This is a genomic window from Tahibacter harae, assembly GCF_024437735.1.
Classification (GTDB): domain Bacteria; phylum Pseudomonadota; class Gammaproteobacteria; order Xanthomonadales; family Rhodanobacteraceae; genus Tahibacter; species Tahibacter harae.
Window position 1 is genome coordinate 88,764 of sequence record NZ_JANFQO010000007.1, and the last position, 25,585, is coordinate 114,348.

Below are 25,585 nucleotides of genomic sequence, written 5' to 3' on the forward strand. Positions count from 1 at the left end.
GGCCGGACTCAGGCGGCCGCGCGCTGGCGCGACTGCATCATGTGGATGAAGGGATCGAACAGCGCGATCACGTCCTGCGGACCCGGGCTGGCTTCCGGATGGCCCTGGAAGCTGTAGGCCGGCGCGTCGGTCAGCGCAATGCCCTGCAGCGAGCCGTCGAACAGCGAACGGTGGGTGGGCTTGACGTTGGCCGGCAGGGTGGCCTCGTCCACGGCGAAACCGTGGTTCTGGCTGGAGATCATGACCCGGCCGCTGGCAATGTCGATCACCGGATGGTTGGCGCCGTGGTGGCCGAACTTCATCTTCAGCGTCTTCGCGCCGCTGGCCAGGCCGAGCAGCTGGTGGCCCAGGCAGATGCCGAACAGCGGCAGGCGCGCAGCGACGAATTCGCGGATCGCGGCGATGGCGTAATCGCAGGGCTCCGGATCGCCCGGGCCGTTGGAGAGGAACACGCCGTCGGGCTTGAGCGCGAGCACCTCGGCCGCCGGCGTCTGCGCCGGCACCACGGTGATGCGGCAGCCGCGGTCGGCGAGCAGGCGCAGTATGTTGTGCTTGATGCCGAAGTCGTAGGCGACGACGCGGAAGCTGGCCGGACGCTGGGCGAAGGCCATGCCGTCGAGGTCGTAGCTGCCTTCGGTCCACTCGTAGCTGCGCGCCGTGCTGACCACCTTGGCCAGGTCCATGCCCTTGAGGCCGGGGAAGGCGCGGGCCGCGGCCAGCGCGGCTTCGGCGTCGATGGTGGCACCGGCGACGATGCAGCCGTTCTGGGCGCCGCCGTCGCGCAGGATGCGGGTCAGGCGGCGGGTGTCGATATCGCTGATCGCCACCAGGTTGTGGCGGCGCAGGTAAGCGTCGAGAGTCTCGCTGGAACGCCAGTTGCTCGCGAGCAGCGGCAGGTCGCGGATCACCAGGCCGGCGGCGGCGACGCTGGTGGATTCCACGTCGACCGGATTGCAGCCGGTATTGCCGATGTGCGGATAAGTCAGCGTGACGATCTGGCGCGAGTAGGAAGGATCGGTGAGGATTTCCTGGTAGCCGGTCAGCGCGGTGTTGAACACCACCTCGCCGGTCGTCATGCCTTCTGCGCCTATGCCAATGCCATGGAACAGGCTTCCGTCGGCGAGGGCAAGGAGTGCTGGCAGTGTCATGCGGTCGCCTTATGCGTAGTGGCCCGGCACCTTGCCAATATCAGGTGCGCGAAAACCCGCGGACTGGCTCTACCAGTCCGTGGATTCGGGCGAAAAGGGAATCGAGGCGAGGCGCGATTTTAGGGCGCGGCGGGCTGGGTGTCCACTGTGGCCGGGAGCCGGGAGTCGCGATCCGGGATTGGAAAAAGCACGGCGCGGTCCTGTTTGCCGGCCTGTTCTGCGCGGATTACCGTGGTGAAATCCGCACCGCATTTGCAGCGCAGCAAGCCTTGCAGTGCGCTGAAACACGCAATGGCGGCAGATTCTTTTTCCCGCGCGCGGCGCCGGCTGCGCCTGGCGCCGCGTTCGCCTCGACCCACCGCCGTCGTTTGCAATGCGACGAATGTCCTGTCCGCCGATTCAGCTGCCATCCGACCGGAGCCGCACGCATGCAAACCTTGTCGCCATCCGCCGCCAGCGTTCCGGCCCGCGGCAGCCTGCTCGCCGGCACCGGCCTGGGCCTGGGCGTGCTGCTGGGCGGCTATTTCCTGCTGTGGCAGGTTGCGCCCAGCCTGCAGGAAACCTTGCCCGCACTGCTTTTCCTGGTACTGCCCTGGCTGGGCCTGGGCGGACTGGCCGTGTTCCTGCTGCGCGAAGGCCGCTCCCGCACGGCGCTGGGGCTGGGTGTGGCCGGGCTGATCGTGCTCGGCATCGTGGCGCTGCTGATCGGGCTGGTGTGGTTGCTGTTCGCCAACAGCAACGGCTGGCATTGAACCTGCGCCGCGTCCACGCACACGTTTTTCCGCGGTGCCCACGCAATGCGGCGCTAGTGCGTTTGGCTGCGCGTGGGCATCGTCAGGCGGGCGGGGCCGTTTCCGGCCCCGCCGGCCTGGAGAGGAACCGCACAATGGATAACCCGTCCGCATCCGGCACCTCCCTGGCGCAGCGCGGTGGCGTGGGACGCGATATCTGGCTGGGCCTGCCCATACTGCTGGGCGGCTATTACTTCGCGGCGAAGTTCGCGGCCGGTTCGGCATCGTGGTGGGAAAACCTGATCTATGTGAGCCTGCCCTTGCTGGCGCTGGGCGTGTTCGCTGCCGGCTTCGGCGCGAGCAGACGCTCCACGGTCTTCGGGCTTTTTCTGGCGGCCGTTGTGCTGCTGGCGCTGGTGATCGCGTTCTGGCTTGTGGCCGTGCTGTTCGCCGACCCGGCGCAGCATCACTGACATCCGGCGCGACGCCGGCTGTCCCGGCTGCGCACGGCATTGGAATCGGACCCGTGACCTCCCGCAGCCGGCGCGCAACCAAACATCGGCATCGGCACTGCGCAGGAAAGCCCGCTACGCTGCGCCTAGCCGCAATCGCCGAGAATATCGTCCATGCCGTAGCTGCCCGGCGGCGCCGCCGCCAGCCGGCGCGCCGCCAGCAGCGCGCCGCGGGCGAAGATGTCGCGATTGGCGGCACGGTGGGTGAATTCCACGCGCTCGTCCTCGCTGGCGAACAGCACCGTGTGCTCGCCGATGACGTCGCCGCCGCGCAGGGCGTGGAAGCCGATCTGCCCCGCCGGGCGCGCGCCGGTCTGGCCGCTGCGGCCATGTGCGGCCACTTCGGCCAACCCTACGCCGCGGCCTTCGGCCACGGCCTGGCCCAGACTCAGCGCCGTACCCGAAGGCGCGTCGGCCTTGCGCCGGTGGTGCATCTCGACGATCTCGCAGTCCCAGTCCGGCAGCACCTTCGCGGCCATGCGCGAGAAGCGCAGCATCAGCGCGATACCCAGGCTGAAATTCGAGGCCCACAGCACCGGAATCCGCTCGGCCGCGCGGCGCAGCGCGGCGAACTGGGCCTCGTCCAGCCCGGTGGTGCCGCTGATGAAGGCCGCGCGGCGTTCCAGCGCCAGCGCCAGGGCGCCGTCGAAGGCCTGCGGACCGCTGAAATCGATCAGCGCCTGCACCTCGGTTTCCGGATCCAGTGCCGCGCGGAATTCCAGATCCGCCGTCTGCGCGCCCAGGATGCGCTGCAGGGGCACATCCACCAGTCCCGAGCCCGGCCGCACCAGAGCCGCACTGATGCGCACGCCGCCCTGCCCCGGCGCCGCACGCAGAATCGCCTGTCCCATGCGTCCCGCGGCGCCGTGGACGGCGACAGAGACGGGTGATACGGCTTCGGTCATGGCGGACGCTCGCAGTCGGGAAGACAGGATTGTTCCAGCTGCGTGGTGGCGCGTGAAGTGAAGGTTGGGGATTGGAGGTTGGGTATCGCCGCGGTGCGGCAGGCCGGGCGCGCGGGCTCGACCGGCGATCCGGGCCGCAGGCCTGGCGCCGATCGCCGGCCCGTCGCGCGTGTTACGCATCGGGCCGGTGCTGCGGCAGCGGCCCCTTCCGATTCGATGAAGCGGATTTCCGCACGCCGCCCGCGGCTGCGGGCGGCGTTTCAGGCGGGATCAGTCGACCGAGAACGTCTGCAGGCCGACGGGCACCAGGTTGCAGCCGGTGCCGGCGATGTTCAGGTCGTAGGTACCTGTCGCGGCGTTGAAGCCATCGACGATGACGAAGTACTGGGTACCGGCCGTGGCGTTGAAGGTGACAGTCTCGGTGATATTGGCGCCGCCGTTGTCATCCATGGTGATGCACTGCCCGTCGGCCAGCGACGGCAGCGCCGTGCAGGCGGCGCCCGGAGCGGCCAGCACGTACAGGGCAAGATCCCAGCCCGTCGCGCCGGTGGGATCGGCGGTGACGGTGACGCTGCAATCCTGGTCGGTCACCACGCCGTAGGCCCGGTCGAGCGCGGCACCGGTGCCGCCGAACAGAGTCTGTCCGGTACCGCAGACCGTGGCGATGTCGTAATCGTTGGTGGCGCCGACCGTGGTCGAGGAAATGGTGAAGGGATTGACCGGCGACGGGCTCGCCGCCGTGCACACGTCGCCCTCGACCGGGCCGCGGGTCGCTGCCCAGCCGGCGCTGACGGCTGCATATTCCGCGGCGAGCGCCTTGTCCAGTTCGCTGCGTTCTGCCGCTGAGGCTGTGGGATAGCGCTCTTTGTAGCTGTTCAGGTCGACAGCATTCTGGGCCAGGGCCGCAGCAGCCGGCAGCAGCGCGAACGTCGTGGCCAGGGCCAAGTTCTTCAGGATCATGAGCAAGTCTCCGCAGGGCAGACAGCAGGGACGCACGCGACGGTACCGCGCCGGGGTCGCTGCCGGTCGGATGGACTGATGGATGAGACGGGATCATCGCCTCCCCCAGAGGCGAAGCCCGACACTCGCTCAAGCCCGGGCAGGCGTCAAGTACCCGCCCCGCCATGCGCGCAGGGTGCCGGCGCCGCCGGGCGGGCGGCGCCAGGTCTGTTGCAGGTCACGCAAACCGCTCAACCGCAGTAGGCGCGGACGATCTTGTTGGTGGCGGGATCGGTTTCTATGGTCACGCGCTCCTGGCGGAAGTCCAGGGTGACCGGGCTGTTGGGGGTGATCTGGCGCACGATGGTCGATCCGGTGAGTTTCCTGGCCTGCTCGTCCGTCACGCGGTCCTTGCCGACCAGCGCGTCGGCAGCGTCGCGGTTGCACACGGCCTGCGGCTGCGCCGCGCCGTTTTCCGCCGCCGGCCGTTTCGATTCCGCCTGGCAGGCCGCCAGCAGCAGCGGGACCAGCAGTACAGCGGTGAAAGCCGGCAATTTGCGTCCAGGGTTCATGGCGATGCTCTCCTTGATCGGTGACCGCGATCCGCGCGATATGCGTGCGACGTTCGGCGCGTGCCAGCTTACTGCCGTCCTGCCAACCGTGGCGAGGCGCACAGGCTGGAACGACGCGACACCGGCGCAAGCGGAAACGCCCTGCCCGCTCAGCCGCCGGCGCAGAACCGGAGAGCCCGCCTGAAACCAAGGAAAAAAATGGATATTCAGCCTATGCGCAGCGGCGGCGGATAGACGCGGCCGCTGCGCAGCGGCCGGAAGCATTCGCCGTCGCGGTAGAACGTTTCGTCGGCCGTGGCCGCATGCCAGCCCGCCACGCCGGAGATCGGCAGCGCGCGCAGTTCCTGCGGATCGTTCAGCGCGGCGCCGGCGGCAATCGCAGCGGCAACCGCGGCGGCGGCATCGCCGCCGCCGGCAGGATCGAACACGGCCAGGGCCTTGCCGGTAATCAGCTTGCCCGGCGCCAGCGCCATCTCCAGCAGCGCATGGCCGAACACCTGGGCGCCGATGCGGCCGTCCAGCCAGGCCTGGCGCGAACGCCAGAACAGGCCGTGCCAGTCGTGCGCATCCCACAGCGCCAGCAGGGCCGCGTCGCGCAGCACCACGATGACGCCGCCTTCGTCGAAGTGGGTCAGCGCGCACTGGGCGCGGCTGCGCTGCTTGTCGCCCATGCGCGCGATCTCGGCCACTTGGCGCGCATTCAGCGCCTGCTTGATGGCGGGGAAGCGGCGCCATACCAGGGCGTTGAAAAAGTCATGCCAGTTTTCAGCGCGCGTGGCGATCTCGCCGCGCGCATGGATGCGCGATTCATAATGCAGGCCGTCGGCCAGCAATTGCGGCGTCTGTTCGACGAAGCGCCAGCCGGCGTCCCAGCCGGCATTGAGTTCGTCGATGGCCGGAAACTGCGGCGACTGCAGCCACTGCGCATGCTCGGACCACAGCGACAGCGGCGGCCGGGCCAGTACCGCGGGATCCAGCTGCGCGCGGGCGGGCGCGATGAAACGCATGGGCCGGCGCGGTCAGCCCGGCAGGCGGGCGAACAGGTCGTGCTGGTCGGCGTTGATCACTTCGACTTCGGCGAACTGGCCCGGGCGCAGCTTCTGGCCGTTGTCGACATGCACCACGCCGTCGATCTCCGGCGCATCCGCGGCGGAGCGGGCGACCGCGCCGTCGGCGTCGACGCTGTCCACCAGCACGGTGATGCGGCGGCCGATCTTCTCGCCCAGGCGCACGCTGCTGATCTCGGCCTGCACTTCCATGAAGCGTTCCAGGCGTTCTTCCTTGATCTCGTCGGGCACCGGATCCGGCAGATCGTTGGCCTTGGCCCCTTCCACCGGCGAATAGGCGAAGGCGCCGACGCGGTCGAGCTGGGCTTCGCGCAGGAAATCCAGCAGTTCCTCGAATTCTTCCTCGGTTTCGCCGGGGAAACCGACGATGAAGGTGCTGCGTATGGTCAGCTCCGGGCAGATCGCGCGCCACTTCTTTACCCGCGCCAGCACCTTGTCCACGGCGCCGGGGCGCTTCATCAGCTTCAGGATGCGCGGGCTGGCGTGCTGGAAGGGGATGTCCAGGTAAGGCAGCAGTTTGCCTTCGGCCATCAGCGGCACGACTTCGTCCACATGGGGATACGGATAGACGTAGTGCAGGCGCGTCCACACCTTGAGTTCGGCCAGGCCTTCGCACAGCTCGGTCATGCGCGTGCGGTAGGACTTGCCGCGCCATTCGCGCTCGGCGTATTTCATGTCCACGCCGTAGGCGCTGGTGTCCTGGGAGATGACCAGCAGTTCGCGCACGCCGCCCTTGACCAGCTTTTCCGCTTCCTGCAGCACCTGATCCACCGGCCGCGACACCAGATCGCCGCGCATGGACGGGATGATGCAGAACGAGCAGCGGTGATTGCAGCCCTCGGAAATCTTCAGATAGGCGTAGTGCTTGGGCGTGAGCTTGAGGCCCTGCGGCGGCACCAGGTCGAGGAAGGGATCGTGCTTGGGCGGCAGCTGGGCATGCACCGCGTTCATGACGCTGGTGTAGTCCTGCGGGCCGGAGATGGACAGCACATCCGGGTGGGCCTGGCGGATCACGTCGGCCTTGGCGCCCAGGCAGCCGGTGACGATGACCTTGCCGTTCTCGGCCAGGGCTTCGCCGATGGCGTCCAGCGATTCCTCCACCGCCGCGTCGATGAAGCCGCAGGTATTGACCACGACCACGTCGGCGTCGTCGTAGGTCGGGACTATGTCGTAGCCTTCCACCCGCAGCTGGGTCAGGATGCGCTCGGAATCGACCAGCGCCTTGGGACAGCCTAGGCTGACGAAGCCGACCTTGGGATTCTGGCGGGACATGGCGGAACTCGGCTGAAAGGCAAGCCGGCCATTGTACGGAGCCCGGCCGCCGGCGTCGAACCGCCGCCGCGCCGTACGGCGCTGCCGGCGGACCGCAACGGCGGCGAAAGTAAATGCAACAGACGTGTAATTTGTTTACGCAACCGTCATGACGCCGCCCGCCGGGCTCGGGTTAGCATTGACCAGCTCCCGTATGGGGCGGGGGCTTGGTCAAGGACGCTTTTGCGCAATGCCGACCGGCCTGTCATTTCCTCTGCTGCGCCGGCGCGCCCTGACGGTCATGGCCACCGCCTTGCTGGTCTGCGGCTTCGGCAGCACCGGCCGCCTGTACGCCGACGATCTTTCCCCGGCCATGGCCGGCCAGCTGGCCGCCTCGGCCCAGGCCATCGCCGTGCGCCTGGGCAGCGTCTGGCACAGCACCGACCAGCTGGCCGGCCCGCTGCTGGGCCCGCTGGGCCGCATGCACCTGGCCCGCCAGGTCGGTCTGCTGGAACAGTCGCTCGGCGCCAGCCGCCAGGCCGGCGAGGCCTGGAAAGCCGTGGCCGCGCACGCCCGCCGCCTCAACGACACGCCCCATCTGATCGAGGCGCTGGACCGCAGCGTAGCCCTGGCCCTGGCCCGCGGCGATTACGACGATGCCTCCGCCCTGGCCAGCGAGCTGCTGGAACGCGCCCGCCGCCTGGGCCTGATGCGCGCCCACGCCGCGGCCGAGGGCTATCTCGGCGTGGTGGCGCGGCGCCGCGGCAACCTGGAACAGGCGCGCCAGCACCAGGAAACCGCCCTGGCCCTGCGCCGCAGCCAGGGCGACCGCGCCGGCGAGGCCCAGGTGCTGATGAATCTCGGCACCGTGCACCGCGACCTGGGCGATTTCGCCCGCGCGCTGGAACTGCAGATCGCCGCGCTGGAACTGCGCCGCACCCTGGGCAGCCGGGAAAAGCTGGACCTGTCCTACCGCAACATCGCCCTGCTCTACCGCGAGATCGAGGACACGGAACAGGCCAAGGCCAATTTCGAGGCCGCCCTGGCCTCCTCCGAAGCGAATCTGGATCCCCAGTCCATGGCCGGCGCCCTGGGCAGCTACGCCAGTTTCAGCAACGACATCGGCGACGCCGCCGCGGCCCTGACCATGGCCGAGCAGGCCCGCGCCATCGACGCCAGCATCGGCAACCGGCCCTATGTCGGCCTGGAAAACGTCGAGATCGGCCGCGCCCTGATCCGCCTGGGCCGCGACGAGGAAGCGCGCGCCGTGCTGGAACAGGCCCTGGCCACCGGGCGCGAACTCAAGCACCGCGAGATCACCGGCGGCGCCCTGCTCTACCTGGGCCGCATCGCCCTGCGCGCCGGCGACGAGCCGCTGGCCACGCGCCACCTGGACGAAGCCATACAGCTGCTCGCCGAAGCCGGCCTGAAATCGCCGCTGAGCGAAGCCTTCGCCGCGCGCGAGGAAATCGCCCTGGCCAGCGGCCAGCTCGCCGCCGCAGTGGATTTCGCCCACCGCCGCGCCGCCCTGCGCGAAGAACTGCTGGGCACCCGCGCCGGCCGCCAGCTGGCGGCACTGAAATCGCGCTACGAGCGCGCCGACGCCGAGCAGCGCATCCGCCTGCTCAGCCTCACCAACGAACTGCAGAGCCTGCGCCTGAACCAGCAGGCCCTGCTGCGCAATTTCGGCGTGGGCGCCGCGGCGGTATTGGGCGTGCTGTTGTTGCTGCTGCTGCGCCGCTACCGCGCCAGCCACCGCCTCAACCGCGAACTGCAATCCAAGAACGCGGAGATCAGCGCCCACGAGGCGCGCCTGGAAGCGGCCAACGCCAAGCTCAGCACCTATGCGGCCGAGCTGTACCAGGCCGCCATCACCGATCCGCTGACCGGCGCCTACAACCGCGGCCACCTGCTGCGGCAGATGGAGGAAAACCTGCGCCATGCGCAGAGCGCCGGCCAGGACCTGTCGGTGCTGCTGATCGACTTCGATCACTTCAAGGCCATCAACGACGAGCACGGCCACCAGTTCGGCGACCGCGTGCTGGCCGGCGGCATACAGATCGTGCGCCAGTGGCTGGAGCCGGGCGACCTCGTCGGCCGCTATGGCGGCGAGGAATTCGTGGTGCTGATGCCCGGCCGCGACGCCGCGGCCGCGGCACCCATCGCCGAGCGCCTGCGCGACAAGGTCGCCCAGGGGCTGACCGCGCTGGCCCAGTCGCGCCGCGCGCTGACCATCAGCATAGGCCTGGCCAGTCTGCGCGCCAGCGGCGCCGCCACGCTGGAAGACCTGCTCGGCGCCGCCGATGTGGCGGTGTACCGCGCCAAGGCCCAGGGCCGCAACCGCGTGGTGCCCTACGCAGCGTAGCGGCGGCGATTACGCCGGTCCGCCCGCGCCGGTCCAGCCTCGGGATGCCCGCCGGCGGCCGCTGTCGCCCGCACACACCTTTCGCACGGCCGAGCTGCTAACGTCGCCGGCGTGATTTCGCAGCGAGCAGCCGATGCGGAGGTCGGCAGACGCATGAGCCAGTACATCAACATTCCCACCGCCGGCATGCACTGCATCAGCGCCTACCGCGCCGATCCGGCCGGTACACCCCGCGGCGGTATCGTGGTGATGCAGGAAATCTTCGGCGTGAACGCGCATATCCGCCGCGTCGTCGACAGCTATGCCGAGGCCGGCTACGTGGCCATAGCGCCGGCCATCTTCGACTACGTGGAAAGCGGCGTGGAACTGGACTACGACGAGGCCGGTGTCGCCCGCGGCCGCGCCCTGGCCGCGGAAGTCGGCTTTGAACGCGCGGTCGAGGCCGTGGCCAGCGCCGCCCAGGCCATCGCCTCGGCCGGCCGCAAGGGCGTGGTCGGCTATTGCTGGGGCGGCACGGTCGCCTTTCTCTGCAACACCCGGCTGGCGCTGCCGGCGGTGGTCTACTACGGCGGGCGCAGCGTGCCCTTTCTGCACGAAAAGGCCCAGGCGCCGCTGCTGTTCCACTTCGGCGAACGCGACCCCATCATTCCCGCCGCCGACCGCGAAAAACATTACGCCGCCCAGCCCCAGGCCACGTTCCACGTCTACCCGGCCGGGCACGGCTTCAACTGCGACATGCGCGGCGACTACGACGCGCAGGCCGCCGCGCTGGCGCGCACGCGCAGCCTGGAATTCTTCGCCCGGGAGCTGGGCGGGGAAGCCGCATGAGCGCCGCCGACACCGCGTTTGCGCTGGATCCGCGCCTGGCCGCCGACTGCATCGTCGTCGGCGAGCTGGGCCTCTCGCGCGTGCTGCTGATGGACGACCTGCGCTTTCCCTGGCTGATCCTGGTGCCGCGCATCGCCGGACTGCGCGAGCTGGTGGAATTGGCGCGCGAGCAGCAGCACGAGCTGCTGGACGAGATCAACCGCGTCGCCCATGTGCTGCATGCGATCGCCCATCCGGACAAGATGAACATAGCCACGCTGGGCAATGTGGTCGCCCAGCTGCATGTGCACGTGATCGCGCGCCACGTGGGCGACGCGGCCTGGCCGCGGCCGGTCTGGGGTGTGGGCGAACGCATCGCGCATACCGCGGCCGAGCGCGAGCGCGTACTCGGCCTGCTGCGCGCCGGCCTGGCCCTGCCGCGGCTGGAATGAACGCCGCGCCGCGCGCCGAGGCGCTGGGCGACAGCGCCGTGCTGCTGCATTTCGGCGAAGCCATCGACGCGGCGGTCAATGCCCGCGTCCACGCCGCGGCGCGACATATCGCGGCGCTGCAGCTGCCGGGCATCGTCGAGCTGGTGCCGGCCTATGCCAGCCTGGCGGTGCAGCTGGATCCGGCCTGCTGGAGCGGCGGCGCGCCCGCGCCGGCGCAGCGCTGCGCCGCGGCGCTGCTCGACGCGCTGGCGGCCGCGCCGGAAGCACGAGGATCATTTTCCACAACAATAGAAATTCCCGTCTGCTACGGCGCAGGGTTCGGCCCCGACCTCGACGCCGCCGCCGCGCGCTGCGGCCTGGCCGTGCCGGAACTGGCCGCCCTGCATGCAGCGGCCGACTACCGCGTCGCCCTGCTCGGCTTCGCGCCGGGTTTTCCGTATCTGCTGGGACTGGATCCGCGCCTGCACCTGCCGCGGCTGGCCACGCCGCGCACGCGCGTGCCGGCCGGCTCGGTCGCCATCGGCGGCGCCCAGACCGGCATCTACCCGCGCGAACTGCCCGGCGGCTGGAACCTGATCGGCCGCACGCCGCTGCGCCTGTTCGATGCCGCACGTACGCCGCCCAACCGCATCGCCGCGGGCATGCGCCTGCGTTTCCGCGCGATCACGGCGGAGGAATTCCGCGCGCTGCAAGCCGAAGAGGACAAGGCGGCCGCGGACAGCACCGCGTAGCAGCGGCAGGGCCGCGCCGCCGCGGCCCTGCCCGCACTCAGCGCCCGGCCAGGGCCTGCCGCGCCAGCGCGGCCATGCGCTCGCCTTCGCTGTTCTTGAGCCCTTCCACACCGGAGCGCAGCAGCGGCTGCGCCGCGGCGCGGTCGCCGCCCTGCAGCAGCAGCAGGCCGCGCGCCGCATCCAGCCGCGCCGGCCAGTTGCCGTCGGCGGCAACGGATTCCAGCGCCTTGGCATCCAGGGTCTGCAGCAGCGGCGCCGCGGCTTCGGTCTGGCCCAGGTCCAGGCGCACGGCGGCCAGCCAGTAGGCCGCGGCCTGGCTCTGCGGATTCTCCGGCTTGAACTGCGCCACCAGCCGCGCATAGGCCGGCTCCAGCAGGGCCAGCGCCTGGCGCGAATCGCCGCTTTCAAACAGCACCTGGCTCAGGCTGATCGCGGTGACATTGGTGAAGGTGTGTTCCGGCCCGAACTTGGCGAGGAAGCCCTGGTGCATGCGCTGCGCGTAGTCCAGCGCCTGGGGCCAGTCGTGGCGCTTCACGGCGACATCGAGCAGGTCGCTGAGCACCATGATGTTGCGGGTGTGGTCCGGCCCGAGCAGCTCCACGATGGTCTTCTGCGCCTGCTTGAGCTGTTCCTCGGCCTTGGCCAGTTCGCCCTGCATGGTGTAGGTGCGGGCGATGGCGGCCTTGGCGAAGGCCGGCACCAGGCCGTTGTCGTCGCCGCGGGCGTTGATCTCGGCGATCAGGCTTTCGCCTTCCTGGCGCGCCTCCGCCAGCTTGCCGTTCTGGGTATAGGCGTAGATCAGGTCCATGCGCATGGAATCGCCGACGGTGAAGTTGTCGGGCTCCGCCTCGCGCTGCGCCGGCACGGCAATCAGGTATTCGGGCAGGGCCTTGGCGTATTCGCCCTGGTTCATGTGGTACATGCCCCAGGCCGCATTGCGCAGGTAGCGCGAATAGCTGTCCTGCGCGGCGCCGGTCAGGCGGTCCAGCGTCTGCAGCTGCGTATGCGCCTCGTCGAACTTGGAGGTGCGCGTGAGCACGCGGATCAGCATGGCGCGGGCGCGCAGCGCGTCCAGGCTGGCCTCGCCCTGGCTGCGTTCGTACAGGGCCAGGGCCTGGCGCGCCTCGGCCTCGGCCTCGGGCAGCAGGTCCAGCATGTTGAACAGCGTGACCAGGCTGTTGCGGATCGAAGCCTCGGTCTCGGGCTGGCCGGCGAAGCGCCGGGCGATGCGCTCGCGCGCGCCCAGCAGCAGATCCTTCAGGGTGACGCTCTGCCCCTTGGCCACCAGCAGCGGATTGGAACGGCCGATAAGATCCTCGTTGAGGAAGCGGTTGATCGCCACTGCGCGCTGCAGTTCCTGGCGCGCCGCATTGCGCGCGCGCAGCGCGGTCTGGTACAGGCCCAGCACGATCAGGATGCCGACGACCAGCGCCGTCATCAGCGCCACCAGGTAAGGCCGCCGCGCGCGGTTGCGCGCGAGCAGGTCGCGCGCCTGTTCCGCCTGCTGCTCCCGGCGCGCGGTGTGCTCGCGCAGGGCGCGGCGTTGCTCGCGTTCGCGCAGGCGCGCGGCGAATTCGGCCGCGCTGGCCAGGCGCCGCTGCGGCTCGCCGTCGGTGGCCAGGCGGATGTCCTCGCGCAGCAGGTCGTCGCCGATGTCCTGTTCCCAGCCCGACACCATGGGCCTGTTGAGACGGCCGGCCAGCAGCTGGTACAGCATGATGCCCAGGGCGAACACGTCGCTCTGCGCCGTCGGCGTATGCCCGGCGAACACTTCCGGCGCGATGTACAGCGGCGTGCCCGAGGACGAATCCGCCGCCAGGTTCTGCGTCATGGTCAGGCCCAGCCGGGTGATGCCGAGCTTTTCCACGCGCTCGGGATCGAGCAGGCGGCCGCTGCCGAAATCGGTCAGGCGGATCAGCCAGCCGCCGTCCTGCGGCGCGATCAGCACGTTGGCGGGCTTGAGATCCTTGTGCAGCACGCCGACGCTGTGCGCATCGGCCACCGCGTCGGCAATCTGCAGGAACAGCTCCAGGCGCTGCTCCTGGCTGGTCGCGGCCAGTTCGGTCTCGGCCCATTCCAGCAGGTTCTGCCCGCCGAATTCGCATTCGAGGAAGAACGGCGCGCTTTCAAAATTCCAGTCGATGATGTCGACGAAGTGGCGGCGGTCCTCCAGGCTTTCCTGCAGCACCCGCGCCAGGGTGACCTCGCGCTTGAGCGCGCGCAGGCGCTCGCCGTCGGCGGCAAACTTGTAGACGCGCTGCTCGCGCGTCTTGGCGTGTTCGGCCAGCCAGACCTCGCTGCCGCGGTTGCTGCCGAGCTGGCGCCGCAGCAGGAAGTTCTCCCGCCCCGGCACCGGCTGGCCGGCGCCGACGTCGAGCTGGCTGGCCATGCGCCGGCCCACGGCCACGCGCTCGACCGCGCCATCCAGGCGGTAGCCGACGCGCGGCTGGGTCAGCAGGCGTTCGGCATTGGCCTCGCCCAGGGCACGGCGCAGCTTGTTGATGGCGTTGGGCAGCACCTTGTCCACGGTGATGCGGCCGGCCCAGACCTCGCGCAGCAGTTCTTCCTTGGTCACCACTTCGCCGGCATGGCGCAGCAGGTAGAGCAGCACTTCCAGCGCGCGCCGCTCCACGTCAACCGGCAGGCCGGCGACGCGCAGTTCAAAGCGGGCTTCATCGAATTCGGCCGTGCCGAAGCGGTAGCTGTAGGAAGTTCGTTCGCTGGATTCTGGTTCGTTCTTCATCATTTCTGAACGCGCTGTACGCCGATGAGCCGTCTGCCGGTGTCGCCCGTGCCGCGGCGCGGCCGCCGCGTGCCTGCTGCCGCGCCCGCCGCCGGCGCCGTTGCGGCGCCGCCCAGCCCCGATTTCCCGCCGCGCCCAGGCTGCCAGAGCCTTTGGATGCGCGGCGTTACCCATCCGTTACTGCGTCGTTATCGGTCCGTGCCTACGAATTGCGCCGCGAACACTAGCATGGGTCACCAGCGTCGGCATCGGTAACTCCGTCACGGAGCAGTCACCGCCGGCGTACGGATGAACGAGGGAAATCCATGCTTAACCGAAAACTCACGCTTGCGGTGAGCGCGGCGCTGCTGTGCGCGCCGCTGGCCCAGGCCCAGACCTGGACGGTGGTCGCCGCCGAAAGCGGCAGCATCGTCAACGCCAACCTGCCCGGCGCCAGCCGCAGCATCACCGACTATCTCTACGGCGACACCGGCAACGACCAGTTCAGTTTCCGCGTCACCGCGCCCACCGCCAGCATCGGCTATTGGGCCAACCGCGCCGGCGTGCTGACCCAGTACGCCGCCACCGGCAGCAACGGCGTGCTCGGCCCTGGCCGCAGCGGCGCCGAGAGCGCCCACCAGTTCCTCAATCTCTACGGCAGCGGCGGCGCCGGCGCAGGCGGCCAGCGCAGCTTCATCGCCCGCGCCGGCGATCCGGCGGTGCCCGCCGGCATCAGCTACGGCGCATGGCGCTGGGATACCAACCGCAACGTCGAGATCGCGCGCACCTTCGTTTCCGACGCCCTGGGTCCGGGCCTGCCCGGCTGGATCTTCCCCAATGCCTCGGATTTCGCCGACCTGCGCAGCATGGACGGCGGCAAGGCGCTGCTGGACACCAGCGTGACCAACAGCACCAGCGGCGCCACCAGCCGCCTCATCGTCAAGCACGTGCCCGGCCTGGGCAACCAGCCCTGCGTCCGCGCCGGCGCCACCGAAGCAGCGCTGGCGCCGGGCCTGACCCCGGGCGATTCGTTCCAGACACCGTGGGGCATGGGCAATCTGTCGGTGTCGACCACGGGCCGCGTCTACGCCAATCTCAACGCCAGCGGTTCGCGCGGCGGCATCTGGGAGATCTGCAACGGCGCGCCGCGCGCGCTGGCCGCCGATGACGACGACGGCCCCCTGGGCCCGGACTTCGGCGTGGATACGGCGCAGTTCATCAACGACTTCTATCCGGCCTTCCCCGCCCAGGGCGGCCATATCTACTTCTTCGCCAGCTTCCGCGACACGCCGAACGTCACCAGCCGCCTGGGCCTGTTCTGGAACAACGACGCCGGCAGCGGCAACAAGCCGCTGGCCATGAATGAGGCCACCGGCTTCCACGGCCCGAACTGGGAAAGCACCACCTGGAAGAACTTCACCACCAACACGCTCAGCGTCGGCGGCCGCTACGCCGCGTTCTACGCCTGCGTGGACACGCCCGACAACGGCGATCCCTGCGGCTACTGGCGCGTGCAGCCAGGCCAGCGCCCGGAGCTGGTCGCGCTGCAGCTGAGCGTGCCCGGGCCGTTCGGCCCCGAGGCCGGCCGCACCTGGCGCAGCTTCGGCGCCAGCGCCGTGCTGCCCAACGGCGACCTGCTGCTGGAAGCCGCCACCGATCCGAACAACGAGACCGATCTGTGGCTGCTGGAACCCGGCAAGGCGCCGCGGCGCATCCTGCGGGTGGGCCAGCCCATCACCTTCCAGACCACCGGCGGCCCGGTCACGGCCAATGTCTCCAGCTTCGACCTGAGCAACGGCGGCGCGGCCTATGCCCGCGGCATCGACTCCTGGGTTGGCGCCGACGGCAGCGTGGCGGTGGTGGCCACGCTCTCCGGCTACGGCGAAGTGCTGCTGCGCTCGCGCCCGTCCGACCGGATTTTCAAGGACGGATTCAACTGAAGCCTGGAGTGGGGATTCGGGATTCGGGACTGGGGAAACCGGGGCGAACTGCGCTCTGAATCCCGAATCCCGAATCACGAATCCCTCCCCAGGATCCCGATGGCGGCAGCCGGGCAGGAAGCCCGACGGCCGCCCTTGCGAGGCGGAGCCTCCAAGTCCCTGCCATGGATGGTGGTTAGCCGGCCCCTTCCCTCTTTACCGGCACTGCGAGCGAGGTTCCTGCCCGAACCTCGCTCTCTTTTTTTGCGCGTCCGGCAGCGGCGGTTGCCACTGCAGCGGCGGCTTGCGATGCTCGGCCGATGCCGCCGCCACGCCTGTCCGCATGAATAGCGCCTGTGTTCCCCGTACCCGCCCCTCTGCGGCCGCTGCATCGCGGCGCGCGCTGCAGCGGTTCGGCACATGATCGAAGTGCTGCGCGCCGGCCTGCTCAGCAGCGTGCAGGACCAGGGCCGCCGCGGCCATGCGGCGATCGGCGTAGGCCGCGCCGGCGCGATGGATGCGGATGCGGCGAAACTGGCGAACTGGCTGGCCGGCAATGAGGCCGACGCCGCCGTCATCGAAATCACCCTCAGCGGCCCCGCGCTGCGCTTTGCCTGCGCGGCCACGGTTGCGCTCTGCGGTGCCGAGGCGGAACTGCGCCTGGACGGCGAACGCATCGCCGGCTGGCGGCCGCAGGCCGTTGCCGCCGGCAGCGTGCTGGACTGCGGCGGACTGCGCCGCGGCGCCCGCCTCTACCTGGCTGTGGCCGGCGGCATCGCCGTGGCGCCGGTGCTGGGCAGCCGCAGCGTCGATATCAACGCCGCACTGGGCCCCTGCGAAGGCCGCGCGCTGCGCGCCGGCGACCGGCTGCCGCTGGCCGCCGAAGACGGCCTGCGCCTCCGCCGCACGCCGGCCTGGTCGCTGGCGCCGGCGCTCTGGTTCGACCCGGATCCGCAGCGACGCCTGCGCCTGCTGCCCGGCGCGCACTACGCCGAACTCGAACCCGAAGCGCAGCAGGCGCTGCAGACCGCAGCCTTCCGCATCGCGCCCGAATCCAACCGCGTAGGGCTGCGTCTGCAAGGCGCGGCGCTGCGCCTGAGCCGGCCGCTGGAACTGGTTTCCGCCGGCGTGACCCGGGGCACCGTGCAGTTGCCGCCGGGCGGCCAGCCCATCATGCTCGCGGCCGAACATCCGACCACCGGCGGCTATCCGCGCATCGCCCACCTGATCGAAGCCGATCAGTCGCGCCTGGGCCAGTACCGGCCCGGCGACAGCCTGCGCCTGCGCCTGGTCGGCACGGACGAAGCCGAAGCCCTGCGCGTCCGCCGCGCCCAGGCGCTGGCGCGGGTACACCACTACATCGAACAGAAGCTGCTGGAGATCCGATGCGGCGCATAGACCTCAACTGCGACCTGGGCGAGTCCTACGGCGCCTGGCAGATGGGCCAGGACGAAGCCGTGCTGGACGCGGTCAGCTCGGCCAATATCGCCTGCGGCTTCCACGCGGGCGACCCCGGCGTGATGCGCCGCACCGTGCAACTGGCCGCGGCCCGCGGCGTCGTCATCGGCGCGCATCCTTCCCTGCCCGACCTGCAGGGCTTCGGCCGGCGCGAGATGGCGCTGAGTGCCGACGAGGCACGCGACCTGGTGCTCTACCAGATTGGCGCATTGTGGTCTTTTGCAAAAAGCGCAGGCGTGCCGCTGCGCCACGTCAAGCCCCACGGCGCGCTGTACAACATGGCCGCGCGCGACGCCGCGCTGGCCGCCGCCATCGCCGCGGCCGTGGCGGAATTCGACCGCGGCCTGATCCTGGTCGGCCTGGCCGGCAGCGCGCTGCTGGCGGCCGGGCGCAATGCCGGCCTGCACGTGGCCGCGGAAGCCTTCTGCGACCGCCGCTACCGCGCCGACGGCAGCCTGACGCCGCGGCGCGAGGCAGGATCCGTCATCCATGACGTCGATGCCGCCGTGGCCCAGGGCCTGTCCATCGCCTTGCACGGCCGCGCCGTCGCTGGCGACGGCAGCGAAGTGGCGATCAGCGCGGATACCTTGTGCATACACGGCGACAAGCCCGATGCGGCGGAATTCGCCCGCCGCCTGCGCGCGGAACTGGAACGCGCCGGTGTCGCGGTCGCAGCCCTGGGAGCGGCCGCATGAACTACTGGCCGCTGCTCGGCATCGCCGTTGTGGTCGCGGGCTTCGCGCTGCGCCTGAATCCCATGCTGGTCGTGGTCACGGCCGGTTTCGCCAGCGGCTTCGCCGCGGGGCTGGGCCTGCCCGAACTGCTCGCCCTGATCGGCAAGGCCTTCATTTCCGCGCGCGCGCCGCTGCTGATCGTGCTCACCTTGCCGGTGATAGGCCTGCTCGAACACGCCGGCCTGCGCGAGCACGCGCAGCGCTGGATCGCGCGCATGGCCTACATGAGCCTCTCGCTGCTGCTGATCTGCTACATGGGTCTGCGCCAGGCGCTGGGCGCATTGGGCCTGACCTCGATAGGCGGCCCGGCCCAGACCGTGCGCCCGCTGATCGCGCCCATGGCCGAGGCCGCGGCGCGCAAGACCCAGCCCGACTTGGCCAACGCCCAGCGCGAACGCATACGTGCACTGGCGGCGGCCACCGACAACGTAGGCCTGTTCTTCGGCGAGGACATCTTCATCGCCTTCGGCGCGGTACTGCTGATCCAGGGCTTCTACGCCAGCAACGGCATCGTGCTGGAGCCGCTGTCCATCGCGCTGTGGGCGATACCGACCGCCCTGGCGGCCTTCCTGATCCATGCCATACGCATCGTCGTGTTCCAGTACGGCCTGAAGCGACCGGAGACCGGGCCATGATCCAGCTGCACCATGTCTGGTGGCTGGCCGCGGCGGTACTGGCCGCCGCCACCTTCTTCGACCTGCGCGCGCGGCGCTGGGGCAATGCGCTGTTCTGGGGCATCCTGGCCGCGGTGTTCGCCGGCGGCGATGCGATCCTGGTCCAGGACGCTGCGGGCAATCACCTGCCCACGCAGTTGGTCGGCGTGGCCGTGGTGGTGATGGCCCTGCTCGCTGGCACCGGCGGCGTACAGCGCGCCGCGCCCGGGCCGGACGAAACCGCGCGGCGCGAAGCCTCCGCACAGCGCCTGGGGCATCGTCTGTTCGTGCCGGCGCTGATGATTCCGGCGGTGACCACCGTGCTGTTCCTGCTCGCACCGTTTCTCGTCGTCGGCGCCTGGCGCCTGCTGCCGGCGGAAAACGCGACCGTGCCGGCGCTGGCGCTGGGCTGCTGTGTCGCGCTGCTGGTTGCCTTGTATACAACGCGCTCGCGGCCGCAGCAGGCCCTGGCCGAATCCAGCCGCCTGCTGGACCAGCTCAGCTGGGCCATCGTGCTGCCTATGCTGCTGGCCGCGCTGGGCCGCGTGTTCGAGCACACCGGCGTGGGCGCGGCCGTGGCCAGCCTGATCGAGATGACCATTCCCACGGACAGCAAGCTGGCCTGCACCCTCGCCTACGGTCTGGGCATGATCGTGTTCACGATGATTATGGGCAATGCCTTTGCCGCGTTCCCGGTAATGACCGCCGGCATAGGCCTGCCGCTGCTGATCCGCCAGCACGGCGGCGATCCGGCGGTGATCGGTGCGCTGGGCATGCTGACCGGCTACTGCGGCACTCTGCTTACGCCGATGGCGGCGAACTTCAATATCGTGCCGGCGGTGCTGCTGGAACTGAAGGATTCCTACGGCGTGATCCGCGCCCAGGCCGTCACCGCGGCGCTGCTGGCCTGCGTCAATATCCTGCTCATGTACCTGCTGGCCTTCCGATGACCAAGCCCCTGCGCGTATTGCTGACCGGTTTCGATCCGTTCGGCGGCGAGAGCCTGAATCCGTCCTGGGAAGCCGTGCGCCGCCTGCACGGCCATATCCTGCGCGGCCACACCGTGGTCGCGGCCCAGTTGCCGACCTGCTTCGGCAAATCGCGCGCGCGGCTGCAGACCCTGCTGAAACGGCAGGCACCGCAGCTCGTCGTCTGCGTGGGCCAGGCCGGCGGACGTTCGCGCATCTCGCTGGAGCGCGTCGCCATCAATGTCGACGATGCGCGCATACCCGATAACGACGGCCGCCAGCCGGTGGACCGTCCTATCGTGCGCGGCGGACCGGCGGCGTATTTCTCCACCCTGCCGATCAAGGCGCAGTTGCAGGCACTGCAACAGGCCGGCATCCCCGCGGAAATCTCCCAGACCGCCGGCACCTTCGTCTGCAATCACGTGTTCTACGGCCTGATGCACGCCCTGCGCGACAGCCCGCAGGTGCGCGGCGGCTTCGTGCATATCCCGTTCCTGCCGCAGCAGGCGGTGGCGCATGCGGGCGCGCCCAGCCTCGCGCTGGAGACCATCGTGACGGGGCTGGCCACCTTGATCGACCGTGCGCTGGCGCGGCGGCGGGATATGAAGGTGCAGGCCGGGGCTACGCACTGAGGCCTACGCTGCGCGGCGGACGGTCGGCAATCGCAACGCGAACGGCAGACCGCCGCACCGCGCTGCACAGCGGAATCGGCGCCAGCCGCACCTCATTTTTCAATAGTGGATTATGCGCAAATCCGACACCTTCCAGCCCAGCCCTTCATCCAGGAAGGCCGACGTCACGAACACGTCGCCGTAGTCGCGGTCCACCTCAGGCAATTCCGGGCAGGGCCGGCCGGCGGTCTCCAGGCAGCTGCCGCGCGCCACCGGCAGCCATTCCACGCGATCCTCGTAGGCGCGGGTTTGCGCGTTGTAGACCCGGGTGCGGCCCAGGTCCAGCATGATCCAGCTCACATTGTCCCGCGTCGCCGTGATGATGAAGGCGTGGCGGCGGTTGGGCCGCAGCGGATACGGCACGCAGCTGCCGGCGACGATGGCCTCGGTACCGTCCCAGGCGGCGGTGAAATCCTCCACCGCAATGCCTTCGCAGACCCCGCCGGTGCCGAAGCCGTCCGGCACACGGCCGAAGGTGATGCCGCGGCCCAGCAGGCAGCCTTCGGCGTACTCCGGCGCATCGCTGAGCGGGCAAGGCACCAGCGAAGCGCCGCCGCGCAGGCCTATGCCCCAGTGCATGTCGCGGTCGCCGCCGGCCGCGCCCGTCTCCAGCTGGAAGCTGATCTGCTGGGTTTCGTCGTCGAGCACCGGCCCGTAGCGCCAGCGCGCCCAGTCGCGCGCGCCGCCGTTGCCGATATAGGAGTACGGACCGGCGGCGGAGGCCGCGCCGGCGAACAGAAGGACGGACAGCAGGGCCGTCCGTGCAAGGGTCGTGATCATAAAGCCGGCTCCGCCATTGCTGCGTGCCCCTGTGGCCCGAGCATGCCAACCGGCGAGGCCGGCTTCAAGACGCCGCCGGCGGCCTGCGTCATTTTTACCTATGCGGACTTGTGCACAACGATGAGCCCGGCGAGCCGGCGTTCAGTCGGCGCCCGCACCGGCCTTGGCGGATTTGTCTGCGTCCGCCTTGTCCGCACCGGACTTGCCCGCGCTGGCAGTGGCGCTGTCGGACGGCTCGCAGCGCTTGTCCGCTGCGCTGGGCCGCGGTTTGACGGTAAGCACCAGTTCGCCGGTGGCTGCATACGGCAGCTTCACCTTCACCGCATCGGTGGAATAGTAGAAGCCGCCTTTGGATGCGGCCTTCACCGAATCGCGCGCACCGGATTCGTAGGACTTGCCCACGTCCGCCTCCACCGTCGCGACCAGGAAGCGGCTGAGCTGTTTGACGCTGACGCAGCCGACCAGGTTGGTGGTCTGGAACGGGCGTATGTCGAGCTTGAGCGGATCCACCGCCACCGTCTCGCGCACGTTGCCTTCCTCGTCCAGCAGGTAGAACAGCGGCCTGAACACAGTGCGGAATTTGCTGGCGGAGGAATCCTGCGCGATCACGCGGACTTCGATCAGCGCTTCGTCCAGGCGCTCGCGCAATTGCAGGCGGCGGAAGAAGCTGCGGCCGCGTGGCAGCTGGGCCTCGGGCGAGGCCTCGTCCACACTGAAACGGGTGGGCTGGCCGGGCAGCAGGGTGATGGCGCCGGGCTGGGCCTCGATCACGCCGGGCTTGGGCTTGTCGGGCTCGCCGCCGAGCTTGCGCCGGGCCCAGTCGATGGGGCCGGCAGACACGAGCGCGGGCAGCGACAACAGGGCCGCCGCCAGCACTACGGATTGAAAGAAATTCCAAGGCATCGCAACAGCGACCGCACTATCCCTGCAAAGTTCGCCGCCGGCGGGGGGGGGCGCCGCCGCGGCACAGCCGCGGCAGCGTCGGAAAACGTCATTCCGTCAGCGGCTGCAGGTCCTTGCCGTCGCCGGCATAGGCCTGGATCTGCAGATAGTCGGCGATGACCTTGAGCAGGTGCTTGTGCTCGGCGGTGGCCTTGTCCGGATTGCGCAGCACCACGCCGGTGAGCTTGCCTTCGTCCTTGATGGACTGCAGCGATCCCAGCAGCATGTTCTTGCCCAGCGGATTGCCCTGGAACTCGAACTGGTCCTTCTGTACCGCCTTGACGTAGGCATTGCCGTCCTTCACGTCCTTGGCGGCATAGGCGGCGAAGGCGAGACCGAAGCAGGCGAACAGCGTGAGCAGGAAACGTTTCATCAGCGACTCCGGATCATGGGTGGTGCAGCGGGAGATTACTTGGCAGCGGCTTCGCCGCGCACTTCGGTGATTTCACCGCCTTCCTTTTCCTGCAGGAAGGTGCGCGCCTTCAGCTCGAAACCGACGCGGGCCAGGCCGGTGATATGGCGTCCGGTCACCTTCTGCTTCTCGCCGCGCTTGAGCAGCACGGTCCTGGCGGCGTTGTTCTGGTCGCGGCGGTAGCGCAGCGCGCCCTTGACGTCTTCCTCGGACAGGGTCGCACCGTCGAGGTCGAACTGGCCGTCCTTGTCCGCGATCAGGGTCACGTCGAAGCTGGGCGGGATGTCCGGTGCGGCGATGTGGTCGGGACGCGCGCGTCCGCCGCAGGCGCTCAGGGCGAGGGCGACGAGCAGAAGCAGCAATCCAGGCAGGATCCGGTTGAAGGCTCGGTAGTGCATCAGTCTGTCCAGGCAGGTGGGAGGCGAAGGTTAACACCGCCGGCGCTCGCCGGCAGCGGCGTTCAGGTGCGCGGCAAGGTGACGCCGCGCTGGCCCTGGTACTTGCCGCCGCGGTCGGCGTAGCTGGTCTCGCATTCCTCGTCGGATTCAAAGAACAGCATCTGCGCCACGCCTTCGTTGGCGTAGATCTTGGCCGGCAGCGGCGTGGTGTTGGAGAACTCCAGCGTCACATGCCCTTCCCACTCGGGTTCCAGCGGCGTGACGTTGACGATGATGCCGCAACGCGCATAGGTCGACTTGCCCAGGCATACGGTCAGCACGCTGCGCGGGATGCGGAAGAATTCCACCGTGCGCGCCAGCGCGAAGGAGTTCGGCGGGATGATGCAGACATCGCTCTTGATGTCGACGAAGCTCTTGGGATCGAAGGCCTTGGGGTCGACGATGGTGGAGTTGATGTTGGTGAACACCTTGAACTCGTCGGCGCAGCGCACGTCATAGCCGTAGCTGGAGGTGCCGTAGGAAATCAGGCGGCCGCCGGACACGTTCTGGCGCACCTGGCCGGGCTCGAACGGATCGATCATGCCGCGGCTTTCGGCCATGCGGCGTATCCACTTGTCGGACTTGATGCTCATGAGGTTCGCAGGTCGCAGGAAAGGATTCGGTGGGCGCCGCGCACGGGCGTCAGGTGTTCTGGATCACGATCTTGGGGAACTGGATGGCCTTGTTGCGCGCCTGCAGCGACAGCTTCGCCGCCAGCGAGCGGGCGATCTCGCGGTAGCGCAGGGCCAGGTCCGAGTTCGCATCGGCCGCCACGCTGGGCGTGCCGGCATCGGCGCCGGCGCGGATGCGGATATCCAGCGGCAGGGAGCCCAGCAGCGGCCGGTCGTACTGCTGCGCCATGCGCGCGCCGCCGCCCTGACCGAAGATGGGTTCCTCATGGCCGCAGTTGGAGCAGATGTGGGTGGCCATGTTCTCGATGATGCCGAGCACCGGCACCTCGACCTTCTCGAACATCTTCAGCGCCTTTTTCGCATCGATCAGGGCGATGTCCTGGGGCGTGGTGACGATGACCGCCGCGCTCATGGGAATGCGCTGGGCCAGGGTCAGGGCGATGTCGCCGGTGCCGGGCGGGAAATCGACGATGAGATAGTCCAGGTCCTGCCACAAGGTGTTCGTGGCCAGCTGCATCAGCGCCTGGGTGACCATGGGGCCGCGCCAGATCACCGGCGTGTCCTCTTCGATCATGTAGCCGATGCTCATGATCTGCAGGCCGTGGTTGCGCTTGGGACTGAAGTTCTGCCCGTCCGGGCTGTCGGGCTTGCCCGACGTGCCGGTCAGCAGCGGCAGCGACGGGCCGTAGACGTCGGCGTCGAGCACGCCGACGGTGGCACCCTCGGCCTGCAGGGCCAGGGCCAGGTTGACCGCCGTGGTCGACTTGCCCACGCCGCCCTTGCCCGAGGCCACCGCAACGATATTGCGCACGCCCGGCAGCGGCGACAGTTCCTTCTGCACCTGGTGGGCGTAGACGCGGTAGCTCACTGTGGCCACGGCGGACTCGACCTCGGGCAGCGCTTCCAGCACCTGCTTGATCTGCGCGGCCAGCACGCCCTGCCAGCCCGCGGCCGGATAACTCAATTGCACATCGACGGATACCCGGGCGCCGTCCACGCCGACTGCGCGCAGGGCGCCGCCGCTGACGATATCCTTGCCCGTGTGGGGGTCCTGGACGGCGGCCAGCGCCTGCCTGACCAGGGCCTCGGTTGCCTGGGACATGTTCACTCCTGGGGAACTTTCGGCGCGGATTGTAGTGTCAAACCGCCCGCGCCGCCGCCCCCGCGGCTGAATCCGCCGCAATTGCGCGATACGCCAAGCCCCGGCATCCTGCGCGCCGCTTCCCTTACTGTCCAAGGATTTCCCATGCTTCTGCGCCACCGCTCCCCGCTGCTGCTCGCCCTGTGCCTGGCCGTCGCCGCCTGTTCTGCCGACAAGCCGGCCGAGCCGGCCCCGGCCGAGAAAAGCGGCGACGCGGCCGTGGCCAAGCCCAGCGTGCGCGACCCGCGCGCCACCAGCAGCGCCGCCGACCGCCGGCCGGCGCCGGGCCCCGCGCCGGTACGCCCGTACGAAGCCGAGCGCCCGCGCCAGGTCGCCTACGCGCCGCGTCCGCTGGGCGTGCTCGAATGCGACCAGTTCGCCGAGAAGGCGGTCGCCTGCCTCAACAGCGGCGCCCTGTCGCCCGGCGACACCCAGGCACTGAGCGACCAGTTCCGCGCCGCGTTCAACGACATCAGCTACGGCAACCATCCGGATCTGGAAAAGGCCTGCCTGGATCTGCAGCAGTCGCTGCAGCCCAAGCTGATCAAGGCCGGCTGCAACAACCTGTAAGCGGCCCGCCCCGGGCCAGCGGCGCCGCATGCCATAATGCGGCGCCGCAACAGCGCCCAGGACAGC

At 69.5% G+C, this 25,585-nt stretch carries 26 protein-coding genes; 13 read left to right on the top strand and 13 right to left on the bottom strand.

Annotated features, from left to right (window positions below):
- Nucleotides 1-8 precede the first annotated feature (8 nt).
- On the bottom strand, nucleotides 9-1,148 hold the full coding sequence (carA, locus tag NM961_RS09520; protein WP_255913975.1) for a glutamine-hydrolyzing carbamoyl-phosphate synthase small subunit: 1,140 nt from the start codon (nucleotides 1,146-1,148) through the stop codon (nucleotides 9-11).
- A gap of 428 nt (nucleotides 1,149-1,576) precedes the next feature.
- Between carA and NM961_RS09525 the strand changes: the two genes are divergently transcribed.
- Both NM961_RS09525 and NM961_RS09530 read left to right on the top strand, forming a co-directional pair.
- On the top strand, nucleotides 1,577-1,900 hold the full coding sequence (locus NM961_RS09525) for a hypothetical protein (protein ID WP_255913977.1): 324 nt from the start codon (nucleotides 1,577-1,579) through the stop codon (nucleotides 1,898-1,900).
- Between the two features lie 134 nt (nucleotides 1,901-2,034).
- Entirely contained in the window at nucleotides 2,035-2,352 is a 318-nt protein-coding gene (locus NM961_RS09530; RefSeq protein WP_255913978.1) for a hypothetical protein, read from the top strand.
- Nucleotides 2,353-2,477: 125 nt separating this feature from the next.
- On the opposite strand, the gene dapB is transcribed toward NM961_RS09530, so the two are convergent.
- The 5 genes from dapB to rimO form a co-directional block, all read right to left on the bottom strand.
- Nucleotides 2,478-3,296 carry a 4-hydroxy-tetrahydrodipicolinate reductase gene (gene dapB, locus NM961_RS09535; protein ID WP_255913979.1) on the bottom strand — a complete coding sequence of 273 codons (819 nt, stop codon included), beginning with the start codon at nucleotides 3,294-3,296 and terminating at the stop codon, nucleotides 2,478-2,480.
- A 270-nt stretch (nucleotides 3,297-3,566) separates the two neighbouring features.
- The gene (locus NM961_RS09540; protein WP_255913980.1) at nucleotides 3,567-4,256 is read right to left on the bottom strand and encodes a hypothetical protein; all 690 of its coding nucleotides are present in this window, start codon (nucleotides 4,254-4,256) and stop codon (nucleotides 3,567-3,569) included.
- Between the two features lie 230 nt (nucleotides 4,257-4,486).
- Nucleotides 4,487-4,807, bottom strand: coding sequence for an I78 family peptidase inhibitor (locus NM961_RS09545; protein ID WP_255913981.1), 321 nt, complete (start codon nucleotides 4,805-4,807; stop codon nucleotides 4,487-4,489).
- 206 nt (nucleotides 4,808-5,013) lie between these two features.
- The gene (locus tag NM961_RS09550; RefSeq protein WP_255913983.1) at nucleotides 5,014-5,814 is read right to left on the bottom strand and encodes a DUF3025 domain-containing protein; all 801 of its coding nucleotides are present in this window, start codon (nucleotides 5,812-5,814) and stop codon (nucleotides 5,014-5,016) included.
- 12 nt (nucleotides 5,815-5,826) lie between these two features.
- Nucleotides 5,827-7,146 (bottom strand): 30S ribosomal protein S12 methylthiotransferase RimO, encoded by a 1,320-nt coding sequence (gene rimO, locus NM961_RS09555; RefSeq protein WP_255913984.1) that lies wholly within the window; start codon nucleotides 7,144-7,146, stop codon nucleotides 5,827-5,829.
- Between the two features lie 229 nt (nucleotides 7,147-7,375).
- On the opposite strand from rimO, the gene NM961_RS09560 reads away from it, so the two are divergent.
- The 4 genes from NM961_RS09560 (at nucleotide 7,376) to pxpB (ending at nucleotide 11,480) form a co-directional block, all read left to right on the top strand.
- A complete protein-coding gene (locus NM961_RS09560; protein ID WP_255913985.1) occupies nucleotides 7,376-9,490 on the top strand; it encodes a diguanylate cyclase in 2,115 nt (704 codons plus the stop codon).
- A gap of 153 nt (nucleotides 9,491-9,643) precedes the next feature.
- The gene (locus tag NM961_RS09565; protein ID WP_255913987.1) at nucleotides 9,644-10,318 is read left to right on the top strand and encodes a dienelactone hydrolase family protein; all 675 of its coding nucleotides are present in this window, start codon (nucleotides 9,644-9,646) and stop codon (nucleotides 10,316-10,318) included.
- Nucleotides 10,315-10,749 carry an HIT domain-containing protein gene (locus NM961_RS09570; protein ID WP_255913989.1) on the top strand — a complete coding sequence of 145 codons (435 nt, stop codon included), beginning with the start codon at nucleotides 10,315-10,317 and terminating at the stop codon, nucleotides 10,747-10,749. Before NM961_RS09565 ends, NM961_RS09570 begins: the two co-directional genes overlap by 4 nt.
- Nucleotides 10,746-11,480, top strand: a complete 735-nt coding sequence (gene pxpB / locus NM961_RS09575) for a 5-oxoprolinase subunit PxpB (protein WP_255913991.1) — start codon at nucleotides 10,746-10,748, stop codon at nucleotides 11,478-11,480. The genes NM961_RS09570 and pxpB overlap by 4 nt, the downstream gene beginning before the upstream one ends.
- Nucleotides 11,481-11,517: 37 nt before the next feature.
- Here the strand turns inward: pxpB and NM961_RS09580 are convergent, their stop codons facing one another.
- Nucleotides 11,518-14,223 carry a protein kinase domain-containing protein gene (locus NM961_RS09580; protein ID WP_255913993.1) on the bottom strand — a complete coding sequence of 902 codons (2,706 nt, stop codon included), beginning with the start codon at nucleotides 14,221-14,223 and terminating at the stop codon, nucleotides 11,518-11,520.
- Nucleotides 14,224-14,528: 305 nt separating this feature from the next.
- On the opposite strand from NM961_RS09580, the gene NM961_RS09585 reads away from it, so the two are divergent.
- The 6 genes from NM961_RS09585 to pcp all read left to right on the top strand — a co-directional run bounded on the left by NM961_RS09585 (nucleotide 14,529) and on the right by pcp (nucleotide 20,566).
- Nucleotides 14,529-16,142 carry a hypothetical protein gene (locus NM961_RS09585; protein WP_255913995.1) on the top strand — a complete coding sequence of 538 codons (1,614 nt, stop codon included), beginning with the start codon at nucleotides 14,529-14,531 and terminating at the stop codon, nucleotides 16,140-16,142.
- Between the two features lie 399 nt (nucleotides 16,143-16,541).
- Entirely contained in the window at nucleotides 16,542-17,519 is a 978-nt protein-coding gene (locus NM961_RS09590; RefSeq protein WP_255913998.1) for a 5-oxoprolinase subunit C family protein, read from the top strand.
- A complete protein-coding gene (locus tag NM961_RS09595) occupies nucleotides 17,507-18,274 on the top strand; it encodes a 5-oxoprolinase subunit PxpA (protein WP_255913999.1) in 768 nt (255 codons plus the stop codon). Before NM961_RS09590 ends, NM961_RS09595 begins: the two co-directional genes overlap by 13 nt.
- Entirely contained in the window at nucleotides 18,271-18,948 is a 678-nt protein-coding gene (locus NM961_RS09600) for a DUF969 domain-containing protein (RefSeq protein ID WP_255914000.1), read from the top strand. The genes NM961_RS09595 and NM961_RS09600 overlap by 4 nt, the downstream gene beginning before the upstream one ends.
- Nucleotides 18,945-19,916: a DUF979 domain-containing protein gene (locus NM961_RS09605; RefSeq protein ID WP_255914001.1), complete on the top strand. Its 972-nt coding sequence runs from the start codon at nucleotides 18,945-18,947 to the stop codon at nucleotides 19,914-19,916. Before NM961_RS09600 ends, NM961_RS09605 begins: the two co-directional genes overlap by 4 nt.
- Nucleotides 19,913-20,566 carry a pyroglutamyl-peptidase I gene (pcp, locus tag NM961_RS09610; protein WP_255914002.1) on the top strand — a complete coding sequence of 218 codons (654 nt, stop codon included), beginning with the start codon at nucleotides 19,913-19,915 and terminating at the stop codon, nucleotides 20,564-20,566. The genes NM961_RS09605 and pcp overlap by 4 nt, the downstream gene beginning before the upstream one ends.
- 99 nt (nucleotides 20,567-20,665) lie before the next feature.
- On the opposite strand, the gene NM961_RS09615 is transcribed toward pcp, so the two are convergent.
- From NM961_RS09615 to apbC, 6 genes are all read right to left on the bottom strand, one after another.
- Complete coding sequence (locus NM961_RS09615) at nucleotides 20,666-21,385, bottom strand: hypothetical protein (RefSeq protein ID WP_255914003.1); 720 nt, start codon at nucleotides 21,383-21,385, stop codon at nucleotides 20,666-20,668.
- A gap of 141 nt (nucleotides 21,386-21,526) precedes the next feature.
- Complete coding sequence (locus NM961_RS09620; RefSeq protein ID WP_255914004.1) at nucleotides 21,527-22,288, bottom strand: hypothetical protein; 762 nt, start codon at nucleotides 22,286-22,288, stop codon at nucleotides 21,527-21,529.
- 88 nt (nucleotides 22,289-22,376) lie between these two features.
- A complete protein-coding gene (locus NM961_RS09625; RefSeq protein ID WP_255914005.1) occupies nucleotides 22,377-22,700 on the bottom strand; it encodes a hypothetical protein in 324 nt (107 codons plus the stop codon).
- Nucleotides 22,701-22,735: 35 nt separating this feature from the next.
- Entirely contained in the window at nucleotides 22,736-23,137 is a 402-nt protein-coding gene (locus tag NM961_RS09630; protein WP_255914006.1) for a hypothetical protein, read from the bottom strand.
- Between the two features lie 62 nt (nucleotides 23,138-23,199).
- Complete coding sequence (gene dcd / locus NM961_RS09635; protein ID WP_255914007.1) at nucleotides 23,200-23,769, bottom strand: dCTP deaminase; 570 nt, start codon at nucleotides 23,767-23,769, stop codon at nucleotides 23,200-23,202.
- 49 nt (nucleotides 23,770-23,818) lie between these two features.
- The gene (gene apbC, locus NM961_RS09640; protein WP_255914008.1) at nucleotides 23,819-24,910 is read right to left on the bottom strand and encodes an iron-sulfur cluster carrier protein ApbC; all 1,092 of its coding nucleotides are present in this window, start codon (nucleotides 24,908-24,910) and stop codon (nucleotides 23,819-23,821) included.
- A 144-nt stretch (nucleotides 24,911-25,054) separates the two neighbouring features.
- Here apbC and NM961_RS09645 point away from each other — a divergent pair, with 144 nt between their 5' ends.
- A complete protein-coding gene (locus NM961_RS09645; RefSeq protein WP_255914009.1) occupies nucleotides 25,055-25,519 on the top strand; it encodes a hypothetical protein in 465 nt (154 codons plus the stop codon).
- Nucleotides 25,520-25,585 lie beyond the last annotated feature (66 nt).

What these genes read in the sequence shown, in the direction of transcription:
- carA (WP_255913975.1), bottom strand. Translation starts at nt 1,148, where the DNA reads ATGACACTGCCAGCACTCCTTGCCCTCGCCGACGGAAGCCTGTTCCAT.
- NM961_RS09525 (WP_255913977.1), top strand. Translation starts at nt 1,577, where the DNA reads ATGCAAACCTTGTCGCCATCCGCCGCCAGCGTTCCGGCCCGCGGCAGC.
- NM961_RS09530 (WP_255913978.1), top strand. Translation starts at nt 2,035, where the DNA reads ATGGATAACCCGTCCGCATCCGGCACCTCCCTGGCGCAGCGCGGTGGC.
- dapB (WP_255913979.1), bottom strand. Translation starts at nt 3,296, where the DNA reads ATGACCGAAGCCGTATCACCCGTCTCTGTCGCCGTCCACGGCGCCGCG.
- NM961_RS09540 (WP_255913980.1), bottom strand. Translation starts at nt 4,256, where the DNA reads ATGATCCTGAAGAACTTGGCCCTGGCCACGACGTTCGCGCTGCTGCCG.
- NM961_RS09545 (WP_255913981.1), bottom strand. Translation starts at nt 4,807, where the DNA reads ATGAACCCTGGACGCAAATTGCCGGCTTTCACCGCTGTACTGCTGGTC.
- NM961_RS09550 (WP_255913983.1), bottom strand. Translation starts at nt 5,814, where the DNA reads ATGCGTTTCATCGCGCCCGCCCGCGCGCAGCTGGATCCCGCGGTACTG.
- rimO (WP_255913984.1), bottom strand. Translation starts at nt 7,146, where the DNA reads ATGTCCCGCCAGAATCCCAAGGTCGGCTTCGTCAGCCTAGGCTGTCCC.
- NM961_RS09560 (WP_255913985.1), top strand. Translation starts at nt 7,376, where the DNA reads ATGCCGACCGGCCTGTCATTTCCTCTGCTGCGCCGGCGCGCCCTGACG.
- NM961_RS09565 (WP_255913987.1), top strand. Translation starts at nt 9,644, where the DNA reads ATGAGCCAGTACATCAACATTCCCACCGCCGGCATGCACTGCATCAGC.
- NM961_RS09570 (WP_255913989.1), top strand. Translation starts at nt 10,315, where the DNA reads ATGAGCGCCGCCGACACCGCGTTTGCGCTGGATCCGCGCCTGGCCGCC.
- pxpB (WP_255913991.1), top strand. Translation starts at nt 10,746, where the DNA reads ATGAACGCCGCGCCGCGCGCCGAGGCGCTGGGCGACAGCGCCGTGCTG.
- NM961_RS09580 (WP_255913993.1), bottom strand. Translation starts at nt 14,223, where the DNA reads ATGAAGAACGAACCAGAATCCAGCGAACGAACTTCCTACAGCTACCGC.
- NM961_RS09585 (WP_255913995.1), top strand. Translation starts at nt 14,529, where the DNA reads ATGCTTAACCGAAAACTCACGCTTGCGGTGAGCGCGGCGCTGCTGTGC.
- NM961_RS09590 (WP_255913998.1), top strand. Translation starts at nt 16,542, where the DNA reads ATGATCGAAGTGCTGCGCGCCGGCCTGCTCAGCAGCGTGCAGGACCAG.
- NM961_RS09595 (WP_255913999.1), top strand. Translation starts at nt 17,507, where the DNA reads ATGCGGCGCATAGACCTCAACTGCGACCTGGGCGAGTCCTACGGCGCC.
- NM961_RS09600 (WP_255914000.1), top strand. Translation starts at nt 18,271, where the DNA reads ATGAACTACTGGCCGCTGCTCGGCATCGCCGTTGTGGTCGCGGGCTTC.
- NM961_RS09605 (WP_255914001.1), top strand. Translation starts at nt 18,945, where the DNA reads ATGATCCAGCTGCACCATGTCTGGTGGCTGGCCGCGGCGGTACTGGCC.
- pcp (WP_255914002.1), top strand. Translation starts at nt 19,913, where the DNA reads ATGACCAAGCCCCTGCGCGTATTGCTGACCGGTTTCGATCCGTTCGGC.
- NM961_RS09615 (WP_255914003.1), bottom strand. Translation starts at nt 21,385, where the DNA reads ATGATCACGACCCTTGCACGGACGGCCCTGCTGTCCGTCCTTCTGTTC.
- NM961_RS09620 (WP_255914004.1), bottom strand. Translation starts at nt 22,288, where the DNA reads ATGCCTTGGAATTTCTTTCAATCCGTAGTGCTGGCGGCGGCCCTGTTG.
- NM961_RS09625 (WP_255914005.1), bottom strand. Translation starts at nt 22,700, where the DNA reads ATGAAACGTTTCCTGCTCACGCTGTTCGCCTGCTTCGGTCTCGCCTTC.
- NM961_RS09630 (WP_255914006.1), bottom strand. Translation starts at nt 23,137, where the DNA reads ATGCACTACCGAGCCTTCAACCGGATCCTGCCTGGATTGCTGCTTCTG.
- dcd (WP_255914007.1), bottom strand. Translation starts at nt 23,769, where the DNA reads ATGAGCATCAAGTCCGACAAGTGGATACGCCGCATGGCCGAAAGCCGC.
- apbC (WP_255914008.1), bottom strand. Translation starts at nt 24,910, where the DNA reads ATGTCCCAGGCAACCGAGGCCCTGGTCAGGCAGGCGCTGGCCGCCGTC.
- NM961_RS09645 (WP_255914009.1), top strand. Translation starts at nt 25,055, where the DNA reads ATGCTTCTGCGCCACCGCTCCCCGCTGCTGCTCGCCCTGTGCCTGGCC.